The 22,759-nt window shown below is 48.1% G+C and carries 17 protein-coding genes; 4 read left to right on the top strand and 13 right to left on the bottom strand.

Annotated elements, in window-relative coordinates; translation table 11 throughout:
- Nucleotides 1–27: 27 nt before the first annotated feature.
- The 3 genes from CRP01_RS25860 to CRP01_RS25870 all read right to left on the bottom strand — a co-directional run bounded on the left by CRP01_RS25860 (nt 28) and on the right by CRP01_RS25870 (nt 3,155).
- Entirely contained in the window at nt 28–1,275 is a 1,248-nt protein-coding gene (locus tag CRP01_RS25860) for an aminotransferase class I/II-fold pyridoxal phosphate-dependent enzyme (RefSeq protein ID WP_099153011.1), read from the bottom strand.
- Nucleotides 1,276–1,455: 180 nt separating this feature from the next.
- Nucleotides 1,456–1,986 (bottom strand): rhodanese-like domain-containing protein, encoded by a 531-nt coding sequence (locus CRP01_RS25865; RefSeq protein WP_099153012.1) that lies wholly within the window; start codon nt 1,984–1,986, stop codon nt 1,456–1,458.
- A gap of 65 nt (nt 1,987–2,051) precedes the next feature.
- Nucleotides 2,052–3,155, bottom strand: coding sequence for a diphosphomevalonate/mevalonate 3,5-bisphosphate decarboxylase family protein (locus tag CRP01_RS25870; RefSeq protein ID WP_233752762.1), 1,104 nt, complete (start codon nt 3,153–3,155; stop codon nt 2,052–2,054).
- Between the two features lie 1,305 nt (nt 3,156–4,460).
- Here CRP01_RS25870 and CRP01_RS41940 point away from each other — a divergent pair.
- Nucleotides 4,461–4,775, top strand: coding sequence for a hypothetical protein (locus CRP01_RS41940; protein ID WP_143473536.1), 315 nt, complete (start codon nt 4,461–4,463; stop codon nt 4,773–4,775).
- 7 nt (nt 4,776–4,782) lie between these two features.
- Here CRP01_RS41940 and thrC read toward each other — a convergent pair whose 3' ends face one another.
- From thrC to nadB, 7 genes are all read right to left on the bottom strand, one after another.
- Nucleotides 4,783–6,114 carry a threonine synthase gene (gene thrC, locus CRP01_RS25875; RefSeq protein ID WP_099153013.1) on the bottom strand — a complete coding sequence of 444 codons (1,332 nt, stop codon included), beginning with the start codon at nt 6,112–6,114 and terminating at the stop codon, nt 4,783–4,785.
- A gap of 26 nt (nt 6,115–6,140) precedes the next feature.
- Nucleotides 6,141–7,082, bottom strand: a complete 942-nt coding sequence (locus tag CRP01_RS25880; RefSeq protein ID WP_099153014.1) for a homoserine kinase — start codon at nt 7,080–7,082, stop codon at nt 6,141–6,143.
- A 99-nt stretch (nt 7,083–7,181) separates the two neighbouring features.
- On the bottom strand, nt 7,182–9,638 hold the full coding sequence (thrA, locus tag CRP01_RS25885; RefSeq protein ID WP_099153015.1) for a bifunctional aspartate kinase/homoserine dehydrogenase I: 2,457 nt from the start codon (nt 9,636–9,638) through the stop codon (nt 7,182–7,184).
- A 118-nt stretch (nt 9,639–9,756) separates the two neighbouring features.
- Nucleotides 9,757–10,230 (bottom strand): rRNA maturation RNase YbeY, encoded by a 474-nt coding sequence (gene ybeY, locus CRP01_RS25890; protein WP_099153016.1) that lies wholly within the window; start codon nt 10,228–10,230, stop codon nt 9,757–9,759.
- 6 nt (nt 10,231–10,236) lie between these two features.
- On the bottom strand, nt 10,237–10,626 hold the full coding sequence (locus CRP01_RS25895; protein WP_099153041.1) for an ATP-binding protein: 390 nt from the start codon (nt 10,624–10,626) through the stop codon (nt 10,237–10,239).
- Between the two features lie 332 nt (nt 10,627–10,958).
- Entirely contained in the window at nt 10,959–14,288 is a 3,330-nt protein-coding gene (locus CRP01_RS25900) for a DUF4175 family protein (RefSeq protein ID WP_099153017.1), read from the bottom strand.
- A gap of 229 nt (nt 14,289–14,517) precedes the next feature.
- A complete protein-coding gene (gene nadB, locus CRP01_RS25905; RefSeq protein ID WP_099153042.1) occupies nt 14,518–16,119 on the bottom strand; it encodes an L-aspartate oxidase in 1,602 nt (533 codons plus the stop codon).
- 212 nt (nt 16,120–16,331) lie between these two features.
- Here nadB and CRP01_RS25910 point away from each other — a divergent pair, with 212 nt between their 5' ends.
- The gene (locus CRP01_RS25910; protein ID WP_170110542.1) at nt 16,332–17,429 is read left to right on the top strand and encodes a glycosyltransferase family 4 protein; all 1,098 of its coding nucleotides are present in this window, start codon (nt 16,332–16,334) and stop codon (nt 17,427–17,429) included.
- 6 nt (nt 17,430–17,435) lie between these two features.
- Here CRP01_RS25910 and CRP01_RS25915 read toward each other — a convergent pair whose 3' ends face one another.
- The gene (locus tag CRP01_RS25915; RefSeq protein ID WP_099153019.1) at nt 17,436–17,849 is read right to left on the bottom strand and encodes a hypothetical protein; all 414 of its coding nucleotides are present in this window, start codon (nt 17,847–17,849) and stop codon (nt 17,436–17,438) included.
- Between the two features lie 130 nt (nt 17,850–17,979).
- On the opposite strand from CRP01_RS25915, the gene CRP01_RS25920 reads away from it, so the two are divergent.
- On the top strand, nt 17,980–18,726 hold the full coding sequence (locus tag CRP01_RS25920; RefSeq protein ID WP_099153020.1) for a hypothetical protein: 747 nt from the start codon (nt 17,980–17,982) through the stop codon (nt 18,724–18,726).
- Nucleotides 18,727–18,800: 74 nt separating this feature from the next.
- Here the strand turns inward: CRP01_RS25920 and CRP01_RS25925 are convergent, their stop codons facing one another.
- Together CRP01_RS25925 and mtaB are read right to left on the bottom strand one after the other, a co-directional pair.
- Nucleotides 18,801–19,970: a prolipoprotein diacylglyceryl transferase gene (locus tag CRP01_RS25925; RefSeq protein ID WP_099153021.1), complete on the bottom strand. Its 1,170-nt coding sequence runs from the start codon at nt 19,968–19,970 to the stop codon at nt 18,801–18,803.
- A gap of 174 nt (nt 19,971–20,144) precedes the next feature.
- Entirely contained in the window at nt 20,145–21,494 is a 1,350-nt protein-coding gene (gene mtaB / locus CRP01_RS25930) for a tRNA (N(6)-L-threonylcarbamoyladenosine(37)-C(2))-methylthiotransferase MtaB (protein ID WP_099153022.1), read from the bottom strand.
- A 412-nt stretch (nt 21,495–21,906) separates the two neighbouring features.
- On the opposite strand from mtaB, the gene CRP01_RS25935 reads away from it, so the two are divergent.
- The gene (locus tag CRP01_RS25935; RefSeq protein WP_099153023.1) at nt 21,907–22,284 is read left to right on the top strand and encodes a hypothetical protein; all 378 of its coding nucleotides are present in this window, start codon (nt 21,907–21,909) and stop codon (nt 22,282–22,284) included.
- Nucleotides 22,285–22,759 lie beyond the last annotated feature (475 nt).

Genomic DNA, 22,759 nt, shown 5'->3' on the forward strand with positions numbered 1-22,759 from the left:
TTGATGACTTATCAGGTTGAGAAAAGACTAGTCAGTCGTGATCTCTGCACCCTTTTCTAAATAAACTTTATCTTCCAGTTTCTGCCGAACTTCACTGAAGGCATTGATCGTGTATTTCACGTCCTCCAAAGAGTGAGCAGCGGTTGGGATCAAACGAAGGATGATCGTTCCTTTCGGGATCATCGGGTAGAGTACCACTGAGCAGAAAACGTCATACGTTTCCCTCATGTCCTGTACCAGCGCTCCGGCCTCCCCTACGGTACCGTGCAGCCATACCGGCGTTACACAGGCTGTAGTCTGGCCGATATCGAAATTATTCTCGCGCAGACCGTTCTGCAGGGCGTGTACATTCTCCCACAGTTTCTCACGAAGCTCCGGCATGGTCCGTACCATTTCCAGGCGCTTCAGTGCTCCGATTACCAGCGGCATCGGCAGTGTCTTTGCGAAAAGCTGAGAACGGGTATTGTAGCGCAGGTAGTTGATGATATCTTTGTCGCCACCAACAAACGCTCCAATGCTCGCCATAGATTTTGCGAAAGTACCGAAGTAAAGATCGATCTCATCCTGAACGCCTTGCTCTTCGCCGGCGCCGGCACCGGTCTCACCCATGGTACCGAATCCGTGAGCATCGTCTACCAACAGGCGGAACTCGTATTGTTTCTTCAGTTCAACGATCTCTTTCAGGATCCCCTGCTCACCGCGCATACCGAATACGCCTTCGGTAACTACCAGGATACCGCCTCCGGTTTCGGCAACCTTCGCGCTTGCCTTTTCCATTTGCTTTTTAAAGCTGTCGATATCGTTGTGTTCAAACGCAAAACGAGATCCGAGGTGCATACGGATACCGTCGTAGATACAGGCGTGGTTTTCTTTATCGTAAACAACTGCATCCCGGCGGGACAGCAGTGCATCGATGATAGACATGATACCCTGGAAACCAAAGTTCAGCAGCAGAACGGATTCTTTCTGAATGAAATCAGCCAGTTCACTTTCCAGTTGCTCGTGGTAGTCGGATTCACCGGACATGATACGAGCTCCCATCGGATACGCCAGACCCCAGTCTTTAGCCGCCTGGGCATCAACTTCGCGAACCTCCGGATGATTGGCCAATCCCAGGTAATCATTAATACTCCAGATTACTCTTTCTTTCCCCATGAAGGTCATGCGCGGACCGATCTCACCGGTCAGCTTGGGGAAGGCATAATAGCCGTGTGCTACATCCGAATATTTACCGAGTGGGCCCCGGTCGTCTTTAAATTTAGCGTACAGATCCATATGATAATGGTTTTAATTCTCGAACTTAAAAAATTCCTGGATATTGAGTTTGAGGAGAGATTTTGGGTTTTGGGGCCGGTCTGGTTTTACCTTACTTTCTATTTGGCCCGTTTACCGATAGCATAAAGAAGGGAAGCCCCAATATAAAATATTAGGGAACTGATTGATACCTCATCTATACTACCATTCTTTCTCAGCCTTTCCGTCATCTACCCACTGACTCCAATTTTTATTGTAGGTATGTATCTTCTTCGTAGGCTTTCCATTTTTATCCACTAAGGGATATTCCTGATTGGCCCATTCGAAAAGACTACCGTACAAATTGAAGACATTGGTGTAACCCATCTTTTGGAGCCGCTCGCCGATCTTTTCACTGCGGTATCCTACGGAGCAGTACAGGACAACCGTATCCGTCTTGGGAATGTCCGCCAGCTTTTTGGCATCGAACGAATCAAATCCTAAATAAGTCGCACCCGGAATATGACTTACTTCATATTCCTCTTCTTTTCTGGTGTCAAAGATATGAACTTCAGACTGAATATTTTTCAATTCTTTCACTCCAATTAAGGGCACCGAAAATCGAAGGAGGTTTTCGACCTTCTTATCAAAGTTCGGATTCTCCAAATGAGGACGATCTGCCGGAGCCGGCTGTCCGCAGGCAAAGGCCATCGTCAGAAATGAGATCACTACGGAAAGAATGTATTTTATCATAGGCAATTATCTATTGGACGGGATTAATGAGAAAAGTTACAGGGACCGTAAAAATATTTCCAGCTCTAATTTTCCTCCAATTGCAGCGGCCCCTCGCCTACCTGATCCTCTATCCAGTCTACACAAAACTCACTGAGCTCTCCCCGAATAAATTGCTGGGCTTCTCTGGCGATGGAATCCGGATAAAGGATGTGGGGATTTGGTCCGGCATCCAGGGTGAAATAGATCGGTTGTCCACTGGTAGCCCGGTAGTCCTGCAGGCGTTGAATGATATTGATCGTATTGGGGTGCAGTAAGAGGTAAGGAGTTGGTGAGGCCATCATCATGGCGTGGAGGGTCAGGGCCTCTCCTTCCGTGATCCTTCCGAAGGTTTCCAGATCTCCTTTTTTCAACGCACCGATCAGCTGACGGAATCTTTGTCGTGCCTGCCGGTACCGGTCTTCGGCGTAGACATTGCCCTCCATCAAACCGTGGCCGGCCCGACTGGATACTTTCTTTTCACTTTTATTGACGATGAGGATATCATCGTGAAAGGAATGGAATACGGGATCGATCTCTTCCCAGTAAGGTATCGCGTAGAGATCGGATGCAGCCTCAACTTCCGGATTATCTCCCCAGATGGCCGCTTTGGCGTAGATCGATCTACAGGCACTTCCCGAACCTAAGCGGGCTACATAGGATGCTTTCTTTCGAAAGGCCAGATCGTCTTCCAGCGTGCCGAACAGTTCGTATTCAAGACTACACAGGCAGAGCGCCAGTGCACTCATTCCCGACGCGGAAGAAGCGATACCCGCCGAATGGGGAAAGGAATTGGAAGAACGGATCTTCAGATTGAACTGACGCAGGAAGGGAAATATATCGGTGATGCTCTCCAGGTACTTTTTTACCTTTTCCCGAAAGGCATCGTTCTCTTTTCCTTCGAATAGAAATTCGAGTGCTATCCCCTGGTCGGCTCCGGTTTTGGTAGTATACTCCAGAGTCGTTTCGGAGAAGGCCTGATCCAGGGTAAAACTGAAGGAGGGGTTTTGGGGCAACTGCCGACCGTGTTTCCCCCAGTACTTAATCAGGGCGATATTGGAAGGGCTACGCCAGCTCACGGAGCCGGGTTCAATCTTAGTCGTTTCAATTACCAGACGTGAATTTGTGTAATCCATATTGATAGCTGCCAACTTCCAGTTGACCGTTTTTTCGAAGGTTTAATTTTTGAAGGAATTTCCTTCTATGCTTTAGCTCTGCAAAATTAAGGTAATTATTCTCTAGCACAAGGCTTCTGATCGCGAATAATTAGTTTGAAAACAAAACGAAGGCGTGAAGGTTTAAGTGCCTCTAAAACCTATACTGAGCTATTTATGGGTGGTAGCGCAGTTTTCTATTTATCTGTTTAGTCAGACTATTTGAATTTATTGATCTTTTTGTGATAGGCCTCAGCAACTATTTGCAGACTAGTATTGCCATCCATTGATACTTATATAGTGCAAATCCTATTTTTGGAATAATGTGCTTTCCTGGATTATAGATTCTCGCCTTCTGGATTCTACCTAAGACTTTAAATTAGGTGGAGTCCGGTAGTGTATTTGAAGAATGAATTATTCTAATCATTAAAATTCTGTCTCTAAAAAAACTGCATATCACAATTGTTGTACGATGTAGAATGATAATGAAACGTATGATAAGTTGATAGTGATTCTTTTTGATCTGGTGTACATTAGTGGTGGGTTCAGCTGGACTGACGTGAACAAGCCGTGTGGAAAATCTAAAGTTCTTTCGCCCCATGTACGTTTGAATATTGGGCGTAGTCAATACAAGTCCATCTTATTGAAAGCGTTTTAGTGCAGTGTCATGACAGGATTTTAGGTGGAATAGCTGTCTGGTTTCTTTTCCAAAAATTGACTAACACATCAGGCAAATCGAATTTATCTTCTCGTCGGGAATTACTGCCTAAATTAAATCCATCATCTTTTCAAAAGATCATACTTATGAGTCTCGGAATTTAAGAGCCTCTCCCCTACTAGAACTATCTAGAACTATGATAACTTCTTTTTTAAAAAGTCGAGGTTCTCGATCTCAAGCATGTTCTTTTCGCTTATTTCTTAAAGCACCACTAATAACAACTATGTATGTGCATCGAATTTATCTCAACGATATATCTACAAAATTTCCGTCAGCACTTCCAGTAAGCCTATGGTATTTATGGTATTTCACTAGAAATATAAATTAGATAGTTTACCAGGCGGTACTCTTAGCATTTAGCAGAACTGTAGATCATATTCGATTTAGATGGTTCTCATTAAGTCACGATGAGCTCTATACCGGTCGAATGCTCTATCCTAGGTAAAGCACTTTAAGGGGCAAAACCTGTTCTTAGATTGAGGTCAGCATTCAATTTGTATTACTCGCCTTGATCTGCTCCAGCAATAGTAAAACCCAGTCATCCATAGCGAAGCTTTATATAGTTGTTAAATCAAGGTAAGTATATGAACAGCAAGGTGCAGCGCACCGATCTATTTCCAGCCCAACGGGCAGGAAATAAAAAGAGCTACAGCGTAGCGATCTGTTTTGAAAGATATCTGGCCAGTTCTCAGTGTCAAAATCCGGGTAATGGAATGCTATATCTGGACGCTTATTTAGGGGGATTTCAATCTCCTTTCGGCTGTTTGCCACTATGTGATGGCAGCACAACAGAAGGTAATCACCAAAAAAATGGGCGATGTTCCACGTGGAACATCGCCCATTTTTATTCTGGTATTGCTCAATCCAATGTTCCACGTGGAACAATCAACAGTTTTTGAACCTATTTTAATAGCTATCCATAAGCCATTCCCTGAACTCGGGATACTCAATCCTCTGCTTTTTGGCTACTTTTTTACGGTCGGATAAGACTGCTAAACGCTCCGGAACGGGTATTTCGTGCCCCAAAATATCCTCTACATCTTCCTTAAATTTAGCCGGATGAGCGGTTTCTAGGATAATTCCTAGTGTATCCGGATGCTCCTTTTGGTAATCTTTTAGGGCCAAATAGCCCACAGCGCCATGTGGATCGATGGTGTAATTATAGGTTTCAGCCACTTCATTCATGGCTTTACGGGTGGCCTGATCATCAAAAGCGTAGCCACTTATGGCCTCTTTCATACTGGGCCAGGCCGTCTCCGGTGAAGATTCAATAGCTTCAATGGTCGAATAAAGGTCCACCATACGGGCAAAATTGGATGGATTTCCTACGTCCATAGCGTTAGATAAGGTTCGTACCGAAGGCTTAGGATGGTAGTGACCTCCCTTTAAGTAGCTCGGTACAATGTCATTTTGGTTGGTGGCAGCAATGAAATGATGTACCGGAAGGCCCATTTTTGCCGCAATAAGACCAGCTGTCAGGTTGCCGAAATTGCCACTTGGTACGCAAAAGACGGTGGGCTTTCCCGCTTTTTTGACCTGCTTATAAGCCTCGAAATAGTAAAAGGATTGAGGAATAAGCCGGGAAATATTGATAGAATTAGCTGAGCTAAGCCGCAACTGGCTCCTCAGTTCACTATCCAGAAAGGCCTTTTTTACTAAGGCCTGGCAATCATCGAAGGTACCATCAACTTCCAGAGCGGTAATATTACCTCCTAAAGTAGTCAATTGCTTCTCCTGTAGAGGGCTTACTTTTCCACTTGGATAAAGGATCACTACCTGTATTCCTGGTGTATTTAGAAAGCCGGCAGCAACTGCTCCGCCCGTATCCCCGGAAGTAGCCACCAGAATGATCAATTCTTTGTCCGACTCCTGGTTGAAATAGCTCATCAATTGTGCCATAAACCGGGCACCAAAATCTTTAAAAGCCAATGATGGTCCGTGAAAAAGTTCCAGTATATATTTTTGATCATCCAGTTTGACCACCGGTGCGGGAAAACTAATGGCATTTTCGATGATCTTTTCCAGGTCTTTTTCCGGTATCGAATCACCGATCAGGTGCTTACAAACGGTAAATCCTATTTCCTGAAAGCTATATTCCTCCAGATTATCAATGAAGGTTTGTGGTAGGCGAGGGATACTGGTCGGCATATATAAACCATTATCCTCCGGTAAACCCTTGAATACTGCCTCGGGCAGGGATACTGTTTTGCTTTTATTTTTGGTACTGTATAATTGCATGACAGGTACTTTTAGTCTTTTGGGGATTATTCGATCACTACAGCTCCGTGCTGATTGATCTTAGATATGTACAATTGATTTTCAATCTGGGCTTGCGTAAAAGCTTTTTCCATGGCAGCGCCAACTTTTTGGGCCGTCTCTAATCCTTTGCAGAGTGCAAAAATTGATGGCCCGGCACCGGATATACTACAGCCCAACGCACTCGCGCTGATGGCGGCATTTTTAACTTCGTAGAATTGCGGGATCAATTTTGCGCGTTGCGGTTCAATAATGACGTCTTTAAGCGACCTGGACAACAGGTCGTAATCAGCTTTCATCAAACCTAAGATGAAAGCGGCCAGGTTACCTCCCTGCTCAATACTTTGCTTCAGACAGATCTTATCGGACAGAACATCACGTGCATCTTTGGTCAGTACTTCCACCTCCGGATGGACAACCGCAGCGTAGAGATCGTCCGGAATGGGAAGCTGGTGCACGTCCAGGTCTTCGTTGTTGCGGATCAGGATCATGCCACCGAGTAGGGAAGGGGCGACGTTGTCGGCGTGGTAGGCACCGTCAGCAATTTGTTCACCCAGAACGGCAAAGTGCAAAATTTCTTCTTTGCTCAAAGGATGGTCGAGGAGTGCATTGACTGCCATCACTCCAGCCGCCGCACTGGCTGCACTGGAGCCCAGCCCACTCCCGAACGGCATCTTCTTATGGATCTCCATATCAATGGCGAGATCTTCTTTGCCCAAATGTCTGAGTAATTGTTGCGCTGCAAAGCCGGCCGTATTTTTCTCGACAACGAGTGGGAGTTTGTTATCGGCCCCGTGTATGGCGGTAATTTTGAGCCCACCACTTTCCCGATCGGAGAAACTTACCGTAATTTCATCTCCGGGACTATCCAAGGCAAAGCCCAATATATCAAAGCCCACCGCAACGTTGGCAACTGATGCGGGGGCAAAAACTCGAACAGAATTATTCATTTTGTAAGTATTTGATTATCAGTTGATTGCGTGATTTTAATTGCGCAACAATCTGATTTTCAATTATTTAGGTGTAGTGTAATGGAGTTTACAGATGATTTAATACAAAAGATTACCGATCTTAATGATTTCGGCAAAAACGCCGGCAGCGGTCACTTCTGCGCCTGCTCCCGGACCCCGAACGACCAACGGCCGTTCTTTATATCGCTCCGTGGTAAATACGATCATATTATCGCTTCCGCTCAATCCGTAAAATGGATGACTGGAATCTACAGCCTCCAAACCGATGCTGGCGTGACCGTTATCCAGTTTTGCGATCATACGCAGGACCTTACCTTCGGCTTCGGCTTGCGCTCGCATCTCATCGAAGTAGTCGTCCGCTTTCTCCAGTTCGGCAAAAAACGCTTCTACCGTTGGCGCCTGCTGGCAGGCGGGAGGCAGAATATTTTCGATCCTCACCTCCTTGGCTTCTATCGGATAGCCGGATTCTCGCGCCAGGATAATGAGCTTCCGACGTACGTCCAGACCGTTGAGGTCTACCCGTGGATCCGGTTCGGTATAGCCGCGCTGCTGCGCTTCTTTTACGATCGAGCTAAAGGAAGTCCCCGCGCGGTACGAATTAAAAATAAAGGATAGAGAACCCGATAGCACTCCTTCTATCTTCGTGATCTGGTCTCCGCTGATGATCAGATCGTTCAGCGTAGAGATCACCGGCAGACCGGCTCCTACATTGGTCTCATACAGAAACTGTACGCCTCTTTTCTGGGCAATCGTTTTTAGCCGCTGGTACTGCAGGTAAGCAGAGGAAGTAGCGATCTTGTTCGGCGTGGAAATAGATATACTGGAGTCGAGGATCTCTTCGTAGTAGGTCGCAATAGACTCATCCGCCGTGTTATCCACAAAAATGGAGTTGGTGAGGTTGAGTTCTTTCATTTTCGCGATGAAGCCCTTCATGTCTCCTTTCGTCTCGGATTCGGTCAGTGCACTTTTCCAGTTTTTAAGGTCGATACCACTTTCGTCGAAGACCATCTTTTTGGTATTGATCATCCCCACGATCCGGATCTCCAGCGAGCGGGTTTCCCGCAGGAAGTCCGCCTGATCCATGATCTGCTTGATCAGTGTACTACCGATCAGACCGACACCTACCATGAAAATGTGCAATTCTTTCGTATCGGAGAGGAAGAAGGTTTCGTGCAGTGCATTGAGGGCCTTCGACTCGTTATTACGATTGATCACCACGGAAACGTTCAGCTCGGAAGATCCCTGGGCGATGGCAATGGCGTTGATACCGTTTTTACCTAAGGCCTGGAATAAGCGACCGGAGATCCCCGGCCGGTAACGCATGTTTTCACCGATGATGGCGATCACGGACAGGTCTTCTTCCACCCGTACCGGATTCACCACACCCATTCGCATCTCGTATTCGAAGGCAGATTCCACCCGCTTTTTCGCTTTCAGCGCGTGCTTGGGCTGGATGGCAAAGCTAATAGCGTGCTCCGATGAACCCTGAGTGATCAGGATGACGTTGATGCCGCCCTGAGCCAGGGAAGAGAATAAACGACCGGCAATACCCGGTACGCCGAAAAGTCCGCTACCGGAAAGAGTAAGCAGCGCTACCTCGTTGATCGAGGAGATCCCCTTCACGGCGTGGCCACCGGGATCGGGAACATCCGAGATCAGCGTGCCGGCGTAATCGGGATTAAACGTATTCTTAATCGTAAGTGGAATATTCTTCTTCAAGGCCGGCATCAAGGTAGGCGGATAAATGACCTTTGCGCCGAAGTGCGACATTTCCATGGCTTCCGCGTAAGTCATATTGGGAATGGTAAATGCCTTGTTTACTTTTCGCGGATCGGCGGTGAGCACGCCGTCTACGTCCGTCCAGATCTCAATGGCCTCTGCGTTCAGCCCGGAAGCGATCAGCGATGCCGTATAGTCCGAACCGCCCCGACCGAGGGTAGTGGTAAGCCCACCCCGGTCCGCAGCAATAAAGCCGGTGACCACCTGAATATCCGGATTATCCTGATAATGTTCCTGAATGGCTTTTTCGGTAAGGTCCATATCTACCCGGGCGGCGCCGAAGGTCTTATCGGTCTTAATGACCTTCCGTGCATCCAGATATCCCGCCGGTATACCTTCCTGTTGCAGGAAATTGGCGATAATGAAAGCCGAATTGCGCTCGCCGAAGCTCAGCACGTAATCCATCGTTCGGCTGGATGCTTCCCGCACCAGAAAAATACCGTGCAGCAGATTCTTCAGAACCTGGTGGTTCTTTTCCAATCCGGGATTGACAATGTCGAGGTGCTCCTGATCGAAGAGCTCTTCGGCCGCGTCAAAGTGACGGCGGCTGAACTCCGCAAATTTATCCCGGTAATTTTCGTCGCCCTTAGCGGCTAATTTTCCCATCTCGATGAGAGAATCGGTCACGCCCCCAAAGGCAGAAAAAACGACGGTGAATTTTTCCCCTTTTGCGTGGTATCGTTTCAGGATATCAGCAATGGCTCTTATGCGTTCGGGTGTGGCAACGGATGATCCGCCAAACTTCAGTACTTTCATGCTAGATTGAATTCAAATGACTTCTGAAATCAAGCTGCAAAAGTATCTAATTTTACTTGCTAAATAGCTGGATAGGTCCGCTAAAATTTAGGGGTTGTACGACCTCTAAGTGCTTAGTTTACCGGATTAAAGACAGGGCTTCGTCCTCTTTTTGGGTCATGAGCTTTTTTTCCGCCGGGCTTTTGTCTCCGTAACCGCAAAGATGTAGGACGCCGTGGATCATAACGCGGTGCAGCTCATCGGTAAATTCGGTTTGCAAACTGTCGGCATTATCCCGGATCCGGTCGATGCTGATGAATATATCCCCGTGGATCACGGGCGGATCTGCGTAAGGAAAGGTAATGATATCGGTGAGGGTATCGTGGTCGAGATATTCAAGATTGATGCGATGCAAATAGTCGTCACTACAAAAAACGTAGTTGAGTACCAGCAGACGGCAGTTTTCCCGCTGGATAACTGAAGCTATCCAATCAATAGTTGATTCGGGATCTGCAAGCTCAAAATTTGTGGATTCTACCTGAAAAGTGATGCCTTCCGCCGATGGCTCTTCGTCCTCTGGCGGTAGAATGAAAGGAAAACCTTCTTCGGTCATAAAAGCTTATTGAAGCCTGAATTGCATTTCGACGGTGCGGCCGTTATCGTGAAAATGGATACGATCGGAGAGTTGTTGCATCAAAAAGACGCCGCGACCACCGCATTTGGCGAGATTTTCGGGAGCAGTAGGATCAGGAATGCTGCGGTAATCAAACCCACGGCCTTCGTCAGAAACCCGTATGGCTAAATGGCCCTTATCCTTGCTCATCTGGATTTGCACGGTCTTCGATTCGTCTTTGCGATTGCCGTGGATAATCGCATTGTTAACCGCTTCTGTAAGGCTGATTAGAATATTGCCGTAAACATCCGGACTAATTCTATATTTCTCCACAATTCTCTGTACGAAATTTTCAACCTGACAGACGTTGCGAGGATTAGAAGGTAATCTTAGCATAACTGATTTGGTGCTCTTATTCATTGAACCCAAGAAAATTATGATTTTTTTAACTAAAAGTCAAGGGTCGTTTGTAATTAAACCAAAAAAGATCAAGGATTTCTTTATTAAAAAAGAATAAATGTCAATAAATCATTTAAAAAGACGTTCCTCGATACTTGCCATTAATAGGACGCAAAAATCTTGCCACGTCACTGAACGGGATTATATTTTCGGAGCGTGGCCGGGTTTAGGGAAAGAGTTGAGTATATCTAAAAAATGGGCTTTATGGATATGTTCTAAAATTGAAACAGGATGATCCCCGTATATGTTGGGACCATCCTGCTGCAAAGTTATTCAGACTTTAGTGATTTTAGGTACTCTTCGACCAAATATTTGTAGTACGGTTTGAGCGAAGGCGAAACCGCTTTGTACATTTCGATCTCCGCCTGACGCTTTTTTAGGTATTCTTCCAGTGAGGGCGGAACCTTACGCTCTTTATCACTTCCCGTTTCGGCCTGGCGCTTTTTGTCGAATTCGCGCTGGCGTTCTGCATTTTCGTGTTCCAGCAGGCGGGTCATGATATCTTCCTGGCGTTTCATGGTCTCATTGGTCAGTTTTTTATTGACCAGCTCGGTTTCCGTTTTATCCATTTGCTGGATCAGTTCTTCCAGCTCTTTGTTGCCTTTGCCCTGTTTCTGCAGTTCATTCTGTTTTTCCCGCAGTGCTTTTCGCAGTGCGGCCTGTCGGGCGGCCATCTGGGCAAATTCCTTGCTACTGCCGCCTTCTCCCTTCTGGAGTTTATCCCGCATGCGCTGCATCTGTTCGTTGATGCCCTGCTGGCCTTTACTCATTTTGTCCTGGGGTTGCTGGCCGTCTTTGCCCTGCCCTCCCGGATTGGTACACATCTGCTGGCCCTGCATCATGCTGGACATTTGCTGCTGCATCTGGTTCATGGTCTCACTCAGCATCAGGGCGAGATCGTTGACGTTGGTCATGGCGCGTTGCTGGTGGTCGCCGGCCTGTGGCTTACGGCGTTCTTCGAGATCTTCCAGCGAATTCTTCATATTATCCTTGATCTCCGTCACTTTTTCCGTAACGAAGGTCTCGATCTGATACACTCGCTTGCTCAGTGCCTGCAGGCTATCTTCGATCAGCCGGAAATCATCCTGCAGTTTGAACTGCTGCTGGACCAGATCCACATAGCGCGGCGTATTGATATTTACTTCTTCGAACTCGTCGATCAGATCTTCCTGGTCAAAGGAAAGGCCCACCAGGTTTTCCAGCAACTGGCGCAACGCCTGCATATCTTCCTGCATTTGTTCCATTTCCTGCGATTGCATTTGCATCTGCATGCTCATCGCCATCTCGCGCATCTTTTCGGCAGCGCTTTTCTGAGACTCGGAAGCTTTTTGGTTTTGCTGCTCCTGCATTTGCTCCTGACTTTGCTGCATATCCTGCTGGATATCGTTCATCTGCTCCTTCTGATCGTCTATTTCTTTAGGATTCTCCAGCTCTTCATTTTTCTCCTGGACACCCTCCATTTTTTCTTCCATCTTCTGCATCTCCTCCTGGAGTTCTTCCTGCTTCTGCTGGAGTTCTTCCTGAGAAAGCTCCTCGTTTTCCGTTTGCTCGCTCAGCTCTTCCTGCTGCTCGGCCAGTTCCTCGAGTTTTTCGATCATGTCCTGCATTTCCTGCTCCACCTCGAGTTGCTTGAACATTTCGTACAAACGATCCAGCTCTTTTTCCAGCTCTTCGTCGTTCATTTCGAAATCCTCCATCATTTCCAGCGCATTGTCCTTTTCCATTTCCTGCAGCATCTCTTCGATCTGCTCCATGAGCTCTTTCATTTCCTCGCTCATCACTTCTTCGAACAATTCCTGGAGTTTTTCCTGCTTCTCCATGATGCGCTCGTCGGTCTCCTCGTATTCCTGCTGGTTTTTCTGATTTTCTTCAAAAGCCTCTTTGGCTTCTTCCATCTGCTTCTCCAGATTTTTCTGGCGTTCCATCAGTTTTTCCAGCTCCTTGCGGCTTTGCCAGTCCATTTCTTTTTCCTGCAGCAGTTTCTCCCGCATATCCTTCACATCCTTCTGCAGTTTTTTGGACTCGTCCAGTGCCTTCTTCAGTTCATCCTTGATCTTCTGGTCGTTTTTCTCGGCCATCGCCTCGTACTCATCCACCGTCGGTACGGCGTGTTGCATCACATTGGTCCGGGCGGCTTTACTGCCGTTAACGCCGTCGTTGTCGTATACCTCAAAGTAATAACTCACCTCATCCCCCGGTTTCAGACCCAGTTCGGTCATATCAAACGAGTAGTCAAAGCGGACATCATTGCTTTGCGGAATAGACATCGGGACCTTTTTGAGTTCGCCTTCCTTACCTTCGAAAGGGGTAATCCGGTAATTGAAGGTCAGACTGGTCAGACCGTAATCATCCGCGGCGTCCCCCACGAAGAACTTAAGTTTGTTGTTTGTGCTGTCAATGAATTGTTCAGCACGGATGGTCGGATAGAGGTCCGGCACGATGGAGATCGTATAACCGATAGAGTCGGCATTGGGCAGCGACGAGTTAGAGACGTACAATTTGTAGGTCTCATTCTGCATAGCCCGTTTCTTATAGGTAAAGAGATCGTCACTGAAGCGATTGGTCGGAACGATCTGGCTGTTTTCACTGGAAAAGCGTAACTGGATATCATCGGTATTCTCGGCATTGAATACCCAGTCAATATTGGTACCTACCGGCACCGTTATATCGCCGATACTTTTGAGCTCTTCATTTTTGCGCTGGGTGTAAGCCGGATAGTCCAGTTTCAGCTCAAAGCCCAGGATATTAGGCTTTTTCAGGACTTCCAAAGTATAATCATCCGATTCCACACCGCTGGAAAACAGTTTGAAATCGACATCTTTCTGCACATTATTGAACTGATAGGTGAAACGGTTGGGCGCTTCCTTGGTCAGTCGGTACTGATAGTTATCCACATCGATGAAAACTTCATCGGGCAATTGATCGCCTTCGATTTTCACTGCGATCGGAAAATCAGAAAACTGTACCACGGAAAGATCTTCCTGCTCCAGCGTGAAACGGAAGGGAGCCGGCCGCTCAAATTTCTGGCCGCTATGCAGCAGGCGGTTGGTACTGTCTTTGATCATACTGGGAGCCGCAAACAGAAGCACGATCAGGATCAGAAGTGGAGGTAATGCGTAGCGCAGGTATTTGCGGTTCTGGGACAGGTTGATGGCCGATTTGAAAGGTACCGGCTGGATCTCCGCTGATTTCTGGTTGATACTGGCTTCGATCAGGTCCTTCTGACTGGTGGAAGCCGCCTGGTGCCGCAGCTGAAGGATGTTCAGCAGTTTGTCCTTAACGTTGGTAAAGTGATTGCCGATGATGCTGGCCGCCTGCTCGTGCGAAATGGTTTTTCCCAAACGGAAATACCGCAGTATCGGCAACAGCACCCACCCGCCTAGAGCGAGTAAACTGATACCCAAAAAAGAAAAGAACATCAGCCGGCGGATGCCGGTATCAAAGTAAAAGGAATATTCCAGATAAGCGATGATCAGGAAAAACACCAGTACAACGGCAGTCGTGTACAAGGCACCACGGATCATCTGATTGATGTAGTATTTGCGAATGAATTGATCGAGCTTATCAATTAACAGTCGGTAATCGTCCCTGCTACTCATGGATCTATCCTGGTTTATTGGTAACGCCGATTTGCGGTCGGCAAAATTGTCGATTGCATCTCAGATCTACGAAACCTGAAAAATACGAAAAAGAATGTTGCTACGCCAACTCTATAGTCAACGTAAAAACAATGGGTTTGGATTCAATGTGGGTGGGAAAAATGGCAACTACCAAATTAGGTCTAATTTCCTAACATAACAAGCAGGAATTGGTTAAATCACGGACTTTTTACAAAATAGAGTCCTGAATAAAAGGCAATTGCTCCGGATAATCGGTCGTGTAGTGCAAACCCCGGCTTTCCTTACGCATGCTGGCCGAGCGACTCACCGCGTAGCCGATGGTGATTAGATTGCGCAATTCGGTCAGTTGGGGGGAGAGAATAGCGCGGCTGTAAACCGCTTCGGTTTCGTGGTAGAGCAGACTCAGGCGGTCGAGGGCCCGCTTCAAACGTACGTTGGAGCGCACGATGCCCACGTAGCTGCTCATCACCTCTTTCAGTTCCTTCAAACTCTGGGTGATCAGGACCATTTCCTTGGGTAGGGTGGTGCCCTGGGCGTCCCAGTCCGGAATTCCGTCCTTAAGGTTCCACTGATCGACGTTGGCTACAATATCCTCGGCAATACGTTGGCCGAATACCAGGGCTTCGAGCAGGGAGTTGGATGCGAGCCGGTTGGCTCCGTGCAGACCGGTACAGGTACATTCGCCACAGGCGTACATATTGGAGATGGAACTGCGGCCGACTTCGTCTACTTTCACACCGCCGCACATGTAATGGCAGGCAGGAACTACCGGTATCATATCTACCATCGGGTCGATACCGATGCTTTTACATTTGTTGTAAATGGTCGGGAAATGGGCGATAAAGGCATCTTTGTCCAGGTGCCGGCAATCGAGGTACATGTGTTCTACCCCATTGATCTTCATTTCATTGTCGATGGCGCGCGCTACGATGTCGCGGGGCGCCAGTGACTTGCGGGGATCGTATTTATGCATGAATTCCTCGCCGTCTTTCGTCTTGAGAATGGCACCGAACCCGCGGACGGCCTCCGAAACGAGAAAATCCGGATTTTCTCCGGCCGGATTATAGAGTGCGGTGGGGTGGAACTGGACGAATTCCATATTCTCCAGATGTCCTTTGGCCCGGTAGGTCATGGCGATCCCGTCACCGGTAGCGATCACCGGATTGGTGGTATTGCGGTATACCTGACCGGCACCGCCCGTAGCCACCACGGTCGTTTTGGCCAGTATCGTATCGATATTATCGGTTTCCTTGTTCAAAGCGTAGGCTCCGAAACACTGAATGTTGGGCGTGAGCCGCGTGACCATGTGCCCCAGATGGTGCTGAGTGATCAGATCCACGGCAAAGTAATGTTCGTGGATCACCAGATTGGGAAATTCCTTGCTCTTATCCAGCAGGGTCCGCTGGATCTCCCAACCGGTGAGATCTTTGTAGTGAAGGATGCGATTTTCGGAGTGTCCTCCTTCCCGGCCGAGGTCGTAGGCCTCGCTGTGATCTTTATCGAAACGGGCGCCCCAATCGATGAGATCACGGACGCGCTCGGGGCCTTCCTTAACTACGATCTCTACGATTGCCGGATCGCAGAGTCCATCGCCGGCATCCAGCGTATCGGCTATGTGTTTCTGGTAGGAGTCGATCTTCAGGTCCCAAACTGCCGCTACCCCTCCCTGGGCGTAACGGGTATTGCTTTCGCCTTCTTCGGTTTTGGTGAGTACGGTAATTTGTAATTCGGGGCGCGCCATGGCAATTCGAATAGCGGTACTCAGTCCGCCGACGCCGGCACCAATGATCAGGACATCCGTTTGTAGCATAATATCTAATTTGTAAGCCGAAGTCTCAAAAAATTTCAACTGGCTGAGGTATTGAAACCCGGACAACTTCTTTGCTGCATCAATCTATCGCCAAATATAAATTATATTTTTGCCCGATAGTTTATTCTTTCTGTAAATCCGACCTTCAGTCGGTTAAACTTTCCGACCGGGGGTCGGGTTCACAAATGCGCATTGCGGTCAACACCAGATTTTTGCTCAAAGACCGGCTGGAAGGGATCGGCTGGTATACCCATGAGGTACTGCGACGCCTGGTGGAGCAACATCCCGAACACGATTTTATCTTTTTTTTCGACCGGCCCTTCGCCCCGGAATTTATCTTTGGACCCAATGTGGAAGCGGTAGTATTGTACCCACCGGCCCGCCATTATGTGCTTTGGTGGTGGTGGTTTGAAATAGCGGTGCCGCGGGCATTGCGTCGTCACCGGGCGGATGTTTTTCTTTCCTTCGACGGTTACTGCTCGCTGCAAACCGAAGTCCCCACCCTGATGGTGACCCACGATATTGCCCATGTGCATTATCCCGATCAGATCCCCGGCTGGGCCCGGCATTATTACCATCGTTTTGTTCCACGCTACCTGCAGCGCGCGGACCGTATTGTCACCGTATCGGAATTTGTCCGACAGGATATTCTCCGTCATTATTCTCCGACAGCCGAAAAGATCATTATTGCGGGGAATGGGTGTAAATCGGTTTTCCATCCCGTTCCGGCGGAACGGCAGACCATTGTAAGAGAAAAATACAGCAACGGAAAACCTTACTTCTTTTATCTCGGAGCGCTCCACCCCCGTAAAAATATCGAACGATTGATCCGGGCTTTCGGACGCTTTAAGCAAGAACAGGGGGGAGATATCCAGTTGTTGATCGGCGGCCGGCTGGCCTGGCAAAGTGCGGCCATCAAGCAGACCTGGGAGCGATCCGAAGTGCGGGACGATATTCACTGGCTGGGGTATGTGCCCGATAGTGAACTGCCGGATCTGCTAGGCAGTGCACTGGCCCTGACCTACGTTTCTCTGTTCGAGGGCTTTGGGGTTCCGCTGCTGGAAGCCATGCACGCAGAAGTTCCGGTCATTACTTCCAATGTATCTTCCATGCCGGAGGTGGCCGGAGATGCAGCCCTGCTGGTGGACCCGGAATCGGAAACCGCTATTGCGGAGGCGATGCGGCAAATAGCAACGGATGCGAAGCTGCGCCGACGACTGATCGAAGCTGGAAAAAAACAAAGAGCACAGTACAGCTGGGATAAAACGGCGGATATCATCTGGCGCACTCTGAAAGACTTACAGCGGTGAGCGCATTTATTCGATCCGGATGTGGATCAGCTGTTTGAAGGCTCCCCTAAGCCGGTCTTTCAGAAACGGTTTCACGGCTTCTTCCCGGTAGATTTCTACCGATTCGTTCGACTCGATACGGATGGAGGCGATATTGGCCGCCAGGCTATCCAGGGCATACGCGGTTCGCCAGGTACCTATCCCAAATCGGTAGTGTACGGAATTACCGGTAGCGGTGGTATCCAGCGGAATGCGGAGCGTATCAGCGTCAGAATCGGGAGCCAGATCGTAAAGACCGCCGGCATTGTGGAACACCATGGTGACGAGAGCCGGCTGACGCGTCTGGTTTTCAATCACGATATATTGCATCGGATCACAGCCACTCAGCAGGAAACCGAAGCATAAAAGCGTACTGTAAACGAAAAATGCTATCTTTTTCATAAGGGTACTGTTGGATCCGAAATCTTGGTGCAGGGTACCGGATCTCCGGGGAAAATCTATTTAAAGGTATACCTAATCCCCGCAACTTTTCATCTTTTCCATTGTTTTGCTCCCATTAAAAATCGAAAGCATGAAGAAAATTTTGAAATGGTTAGGAATCGGTTTATTGGTATTGATCGTGGGCCTGTTTATAGCCGGTTGGATCATTTCGGAACCTCTGCCGGAAGGAGAGGCCGGTCCCGAAGCGGAAGCTCTGGCCGAAAAAGTACTGTCGGCCATCAACCAGCCGGCCTGGGATAGTACGCATTACGTGCGCTGGAACTTTGCCGACCGGCACCAATACACCTGGGATCGCGACCGAAAACTGGTACAGGTGGAATGGCCGGAAAACCGGGTGATCCTGCCTACCGAAAACCACCTGCAGGGCATGGCCTGGGAAAACGGCACTCAACTGGACGATAAGAAAGCTACCAAAAAGCTGAATAAGGCCTGGGAATATTTTTGCAACGATTCTTTTTGGTTCATTGCACCGGAAAAAGTATTCGATCCCGGGACCAGCCGCAAAACGGTAGCGTTGGAAGATGGTTCAAAAGGTCTATTGATCACCTACAGCTCCGGCGGTACCACACCGGGCGACAGTTACCTCTGGATACTCGATAAAGACGGTCTGCCGGTGAAATGGAAAATGTGGGTCAGCTTACTACCGATCGGTGGATTGGAAGCGACCTGGGCGGACTGGGAAAAATTACCCACGGGAGCAAAAGTGGCTACTTTTCACGAGATCGGATCGTACCAGTTACGGATATCCGAGATACAGGCTGGTAAACACTGGAAAGATATAGGCGAAAGTGAAGATCCTTTTGCGCCTTTATTCTGATCGGAATTTGTAGCCGGATCAGATTGAAATGTTCCACCGGCATGATCAGTAACTGATACCGGTGGAACATTTCATCAGGCCGAAGTGGCGCTATTTTTCTTATCCTGATTGACAAAGTAAACAATACCCGCAATCCCGATCAGTACGAGACAAACGGCGATGATCTGAGCCTGAGTCCATTCAAATCCCAGCACATTATATTTATCGTTGATCCGGATCTTCTCGATCCAGAAACGTTCAATACCGTTTAGCAGCACATAGATGAAAAACAGCACGCCGGGGATGGCAATGCGCTTGCGGATAGCCCAGAGAATACCCCCGATCGCAAAGGCGCCAAGCGATTCGTAAAGCGGCGTGGGATATACCCCTTCTGCCAGTTGCCGGCAGTAGTTTACATCACATCCTTCGATAGGAATACCTTCATTGATCACATTGTGCGGATAGGTCTGCGACCAGAGCCAGTCGGGCAGAAACCACCAGTCCGGTTGGGCCAATGCCGTAACGCCCCAGTCCCCGTCGCCGGAAAACTGACAACCCAGACGTCCCACCCCGTAGGCCACGATCAGTGCCGGCGCTACGGCATCCATCAGGGGCACCAGCGGGATCTTTTTACTTCGGGCGTACCAGGCTACTCCGATAAATCCGCCGATCAGGCCACCGTAAATAGCCAGTCCGGAACCCGAAAAGAAAGTTCCGACCGGATCGGCAAAAAAGCTGGGCAGGTCTTCGATCAAAGCGAAGATCTTGGCACCCACTACTCCACTGATAGCAGCAATAACGGTGATATCCCCGATGCGATCGTGGGGATACATCTCTACGGTTTTTACTTTGGTCTTTTTACCATCCTGAGGACGGGATCCCCAGTATTTCAGTCCGGCAAACAACAGTGCCCCGGCAATCCCCATCGGCCAGTTGCCCTCAGCCGATAACAGAAAATCGGCCGCATTTCTTTGCAGGTCGGCAAAGTTGAAAATAGCGTGGAAGCCTTTGAACCCAAGGATAAAGCCGAAAATGGCGTTGGAAATGAGATCCCAGGTGGTGGCCGGTGCGTTTTCTTTAACCTTAACCTTTTCGGGCGTAAATATACCCTGTTTGGCTTTGCGTTTCATTTCACGGTGCAACAGAAAAGCCGCCGTCAGAATGGCGAAGACCAGAAACATACCGAAGGTCTTGAAAATGCTCAGCCAGTTGTCCCGCGCCGTGCCGATCAGATCGTGAAAAATATAGGAAAGATCCGGATACATGGATGTTGTTTGTATTAAGGCAGTAGTGCTCCAGCCACGAATTTCACCAATTTTCGGGAATTGTTGCCTATGAAATGGCTATTAAGTACACAGTTCGCCCGGCCGGATATCTTTGGATTTGTGAAAATGAAATTTAAAATTTTGAATAACAGGGAGTTATAGTTGCGAAGCGCGCTACTGATGGCTGTAAGTCGGCGCAAGCCGGGCCTGCATCAGGCCTTCTTCGTCGATCTTCTCCAGCGCAACGGTAGCTATTTCATTCAATATTCCGGTCTCCAGGGGCAGATCCACCCGGATGTAATTGTCCGTAAATCCGGACATGCTGCTCTCCGATTTACTTTGTTCGAAAAGAACTTCCCGTTTTTCTCCGAGATGCTGTTCGTAAAAATAACGACGTTTTTTATCGCTCAGAATATTCAGCATCTGATTGCGTCGTCGTCTTTCCTGCATTGGCACGATGCCGTCCATTTCCGCCGCCGGGGTATTGGGGCGTTCGCTGTAGGTGAATACGTGGAGATAGGAAATATCGAGTTCGTTGAGAAAGCGGTAGCTCTCCAGGAAGTCTTCTTCAGTCTCGCCAGGGAAGCCAACGATCACGTCCACGCCGATACAGCAATGGGGCATTACTTTTTTGATATGGGCAACGCGATCCGCGTAGAGTTCGCGCTGGTAGCGACGGCGCATTTGACGCAGCTGCTTATTGTTACCGGATTGCAGCGGCATGTGGAAATGCGGAACGAATCGCTGGGAGCCGGCCACAAATTCAATGATCTCGTTGGTGCATAGATTCGGTTCAATACTGGAGATCCGAAAACGTTCGATGCCTTCCACCTCGTCCAGCGCCTGGATCAGATCAATGAAAAGCGCTTCCTTTTTGGGACGTACACCTTCAATCACCTCCGTTCCGTTACCGAAGTCACCGATGTTGACGCCGGTGAGTACGATCTCTTTCACGCCCAACTCGGCGATCTTACAGGCATTGCTCACTACCTGCTCCACGGTATCACTGCGGCTGCGGCCGCGGGCCATCGGAATGGTGCAAAAAGTACATTTGTAATCGCAGCCATCCTGCACTTTGAGAAAAGAGCGGGTGCGGTCGCCGAAAGAAAAGGCGTCCACAAAATTTTTGGCTTCGCTCACTTCACCGGCCTTCACCATGCCTTTACCCGGAGCTTTGGACAGTTCTTCGACAAAATCGAGGATGCGGAATTTTTCCGCAGCGCCGAGTACCAGATCTACTCCGGGAATATCCGCGATCTCGTCCGGCTTGAGCTGAGCGTAGCAACCGACGACAATGACCTTGGCCTGCGGATTGAACCGCAGCGCACGCCTTACAATCTGACGGCATTTCCGGTCCGCAAAATCCGTCACCGAACAGGTGTTGATCACGTAAATATCCGCTCCGTCATTGAAGGATAGTTCCGTATAGCCGGCCTCCTCGAAAAGCCGTCCGATAGAGGAGGTTTCCGAATAATTGAGCTTACAGCCCAGCGTGTAAAAAGCCACGGATCTTGGAGTTGCCATGTATTGCGCTACAATTCATTAAAAAAGAGGCACAAAGATACGGGTTTTTGTTGGAAACCGGGTGTTTTGGAGCTGCAGACCAAGTTGTTATACGGATACTCGATCCTTAATGAGTTTAGTTCCCAATTTTTTTACGGTGGAATATCATTGATGTAAGTTTTTTGATGGGCAAATTATTTGTATTCAGTGTTTTATCTTTTATCGATAACGTACTTGTGGGTAAGATTTCTGGTGTAACTGTCCGTGACATTTTGCTTTAATTGTCAGAATTTGGAGACTGTCCGATAGTCAGTCTTTCCAAAAGCAGTACAGGGGAAGTTGAAATGCGACCCTAATTATGCATTTCCAATAAGTGCCCAACGTGCTGCCATCCGGTAGGGATAATTATGCGCTTAAACCTCAAAATATAGTTATGAAAAACCGCTTTCTGTTTTTAGTACTCCTGGTATTAGCCTCCTGTAATTCACAAGGTCTCGAATCGGAAAATGATTTTGATACAAAGAAAAAACTCATCGAAGATAAAATCCAGGCATTAGGACTCAAGCATTCCGATGTCAGCATTCCTGGTGATGTCGATACGGTAGCGTTTTTGAATGCGGATATTGATGTGATATTTCAAAGGCTGGAAATTTTTGCTTCTGATAAACAAAAGGAAAGGGACTTTCTGGAACGAATTGAAGAATTTGAAGAGACTGTTGCCCGCGATTCGACGCTTTCGCCGGAAGAGAAAAAGAAAAAACTGGAAAACTTCTTCCCCGAATTGATCCGGGGTGGAGGTTCAGAGCATTGATCGTTCGAATTTGTTGACCAGGCATACTTGACGCGAAGTGGTTTGGGATTTTTCCAAACCACTCCGCGTCAGTATACCTGATGAAATAATGAATACAGTCTACCCAATCATCTGGTACATCTATATCGGTTAGCGTACCGTTGCCGGTACACTAACCGATTTCCATTGAGGCACTATTGAGGTAGAATATTTTTAAATCGCATCTTGACTCGACTTTAGCAAATTCAATAATAGGATTCAGTGCCCGTGCAAAGCTGTAATCCAATTTAAAACGTACTATCGTAAACCGGATGTCTTAAAATCGCTCTTTGAATTCGCCGTCTCACTTGATAGATGAATCCCATTTTATCTCCAGGGCTATGCCCTTCCCCGACCTGATTGCAATCATTCAGCTATAAATATTTCAGGGCTATGCTCTTATCCATGTCAGCGGCGTAGCCCTGGCTATGAATTGATCTGGAAGGTCCGTTTCCTT

This window comes from Flavilitoribacter nigricans DSM 23189 = NBRC 102662 (assembly GCF_002646595.1).
Taxonomy (GTDB): domain Bacteria; phylum Bacteroidota; class Bacteroidia; order Chitinophagales; family Saprospiraceae; genus Flavilitoribacter; species Flavilitoribacter nigricans.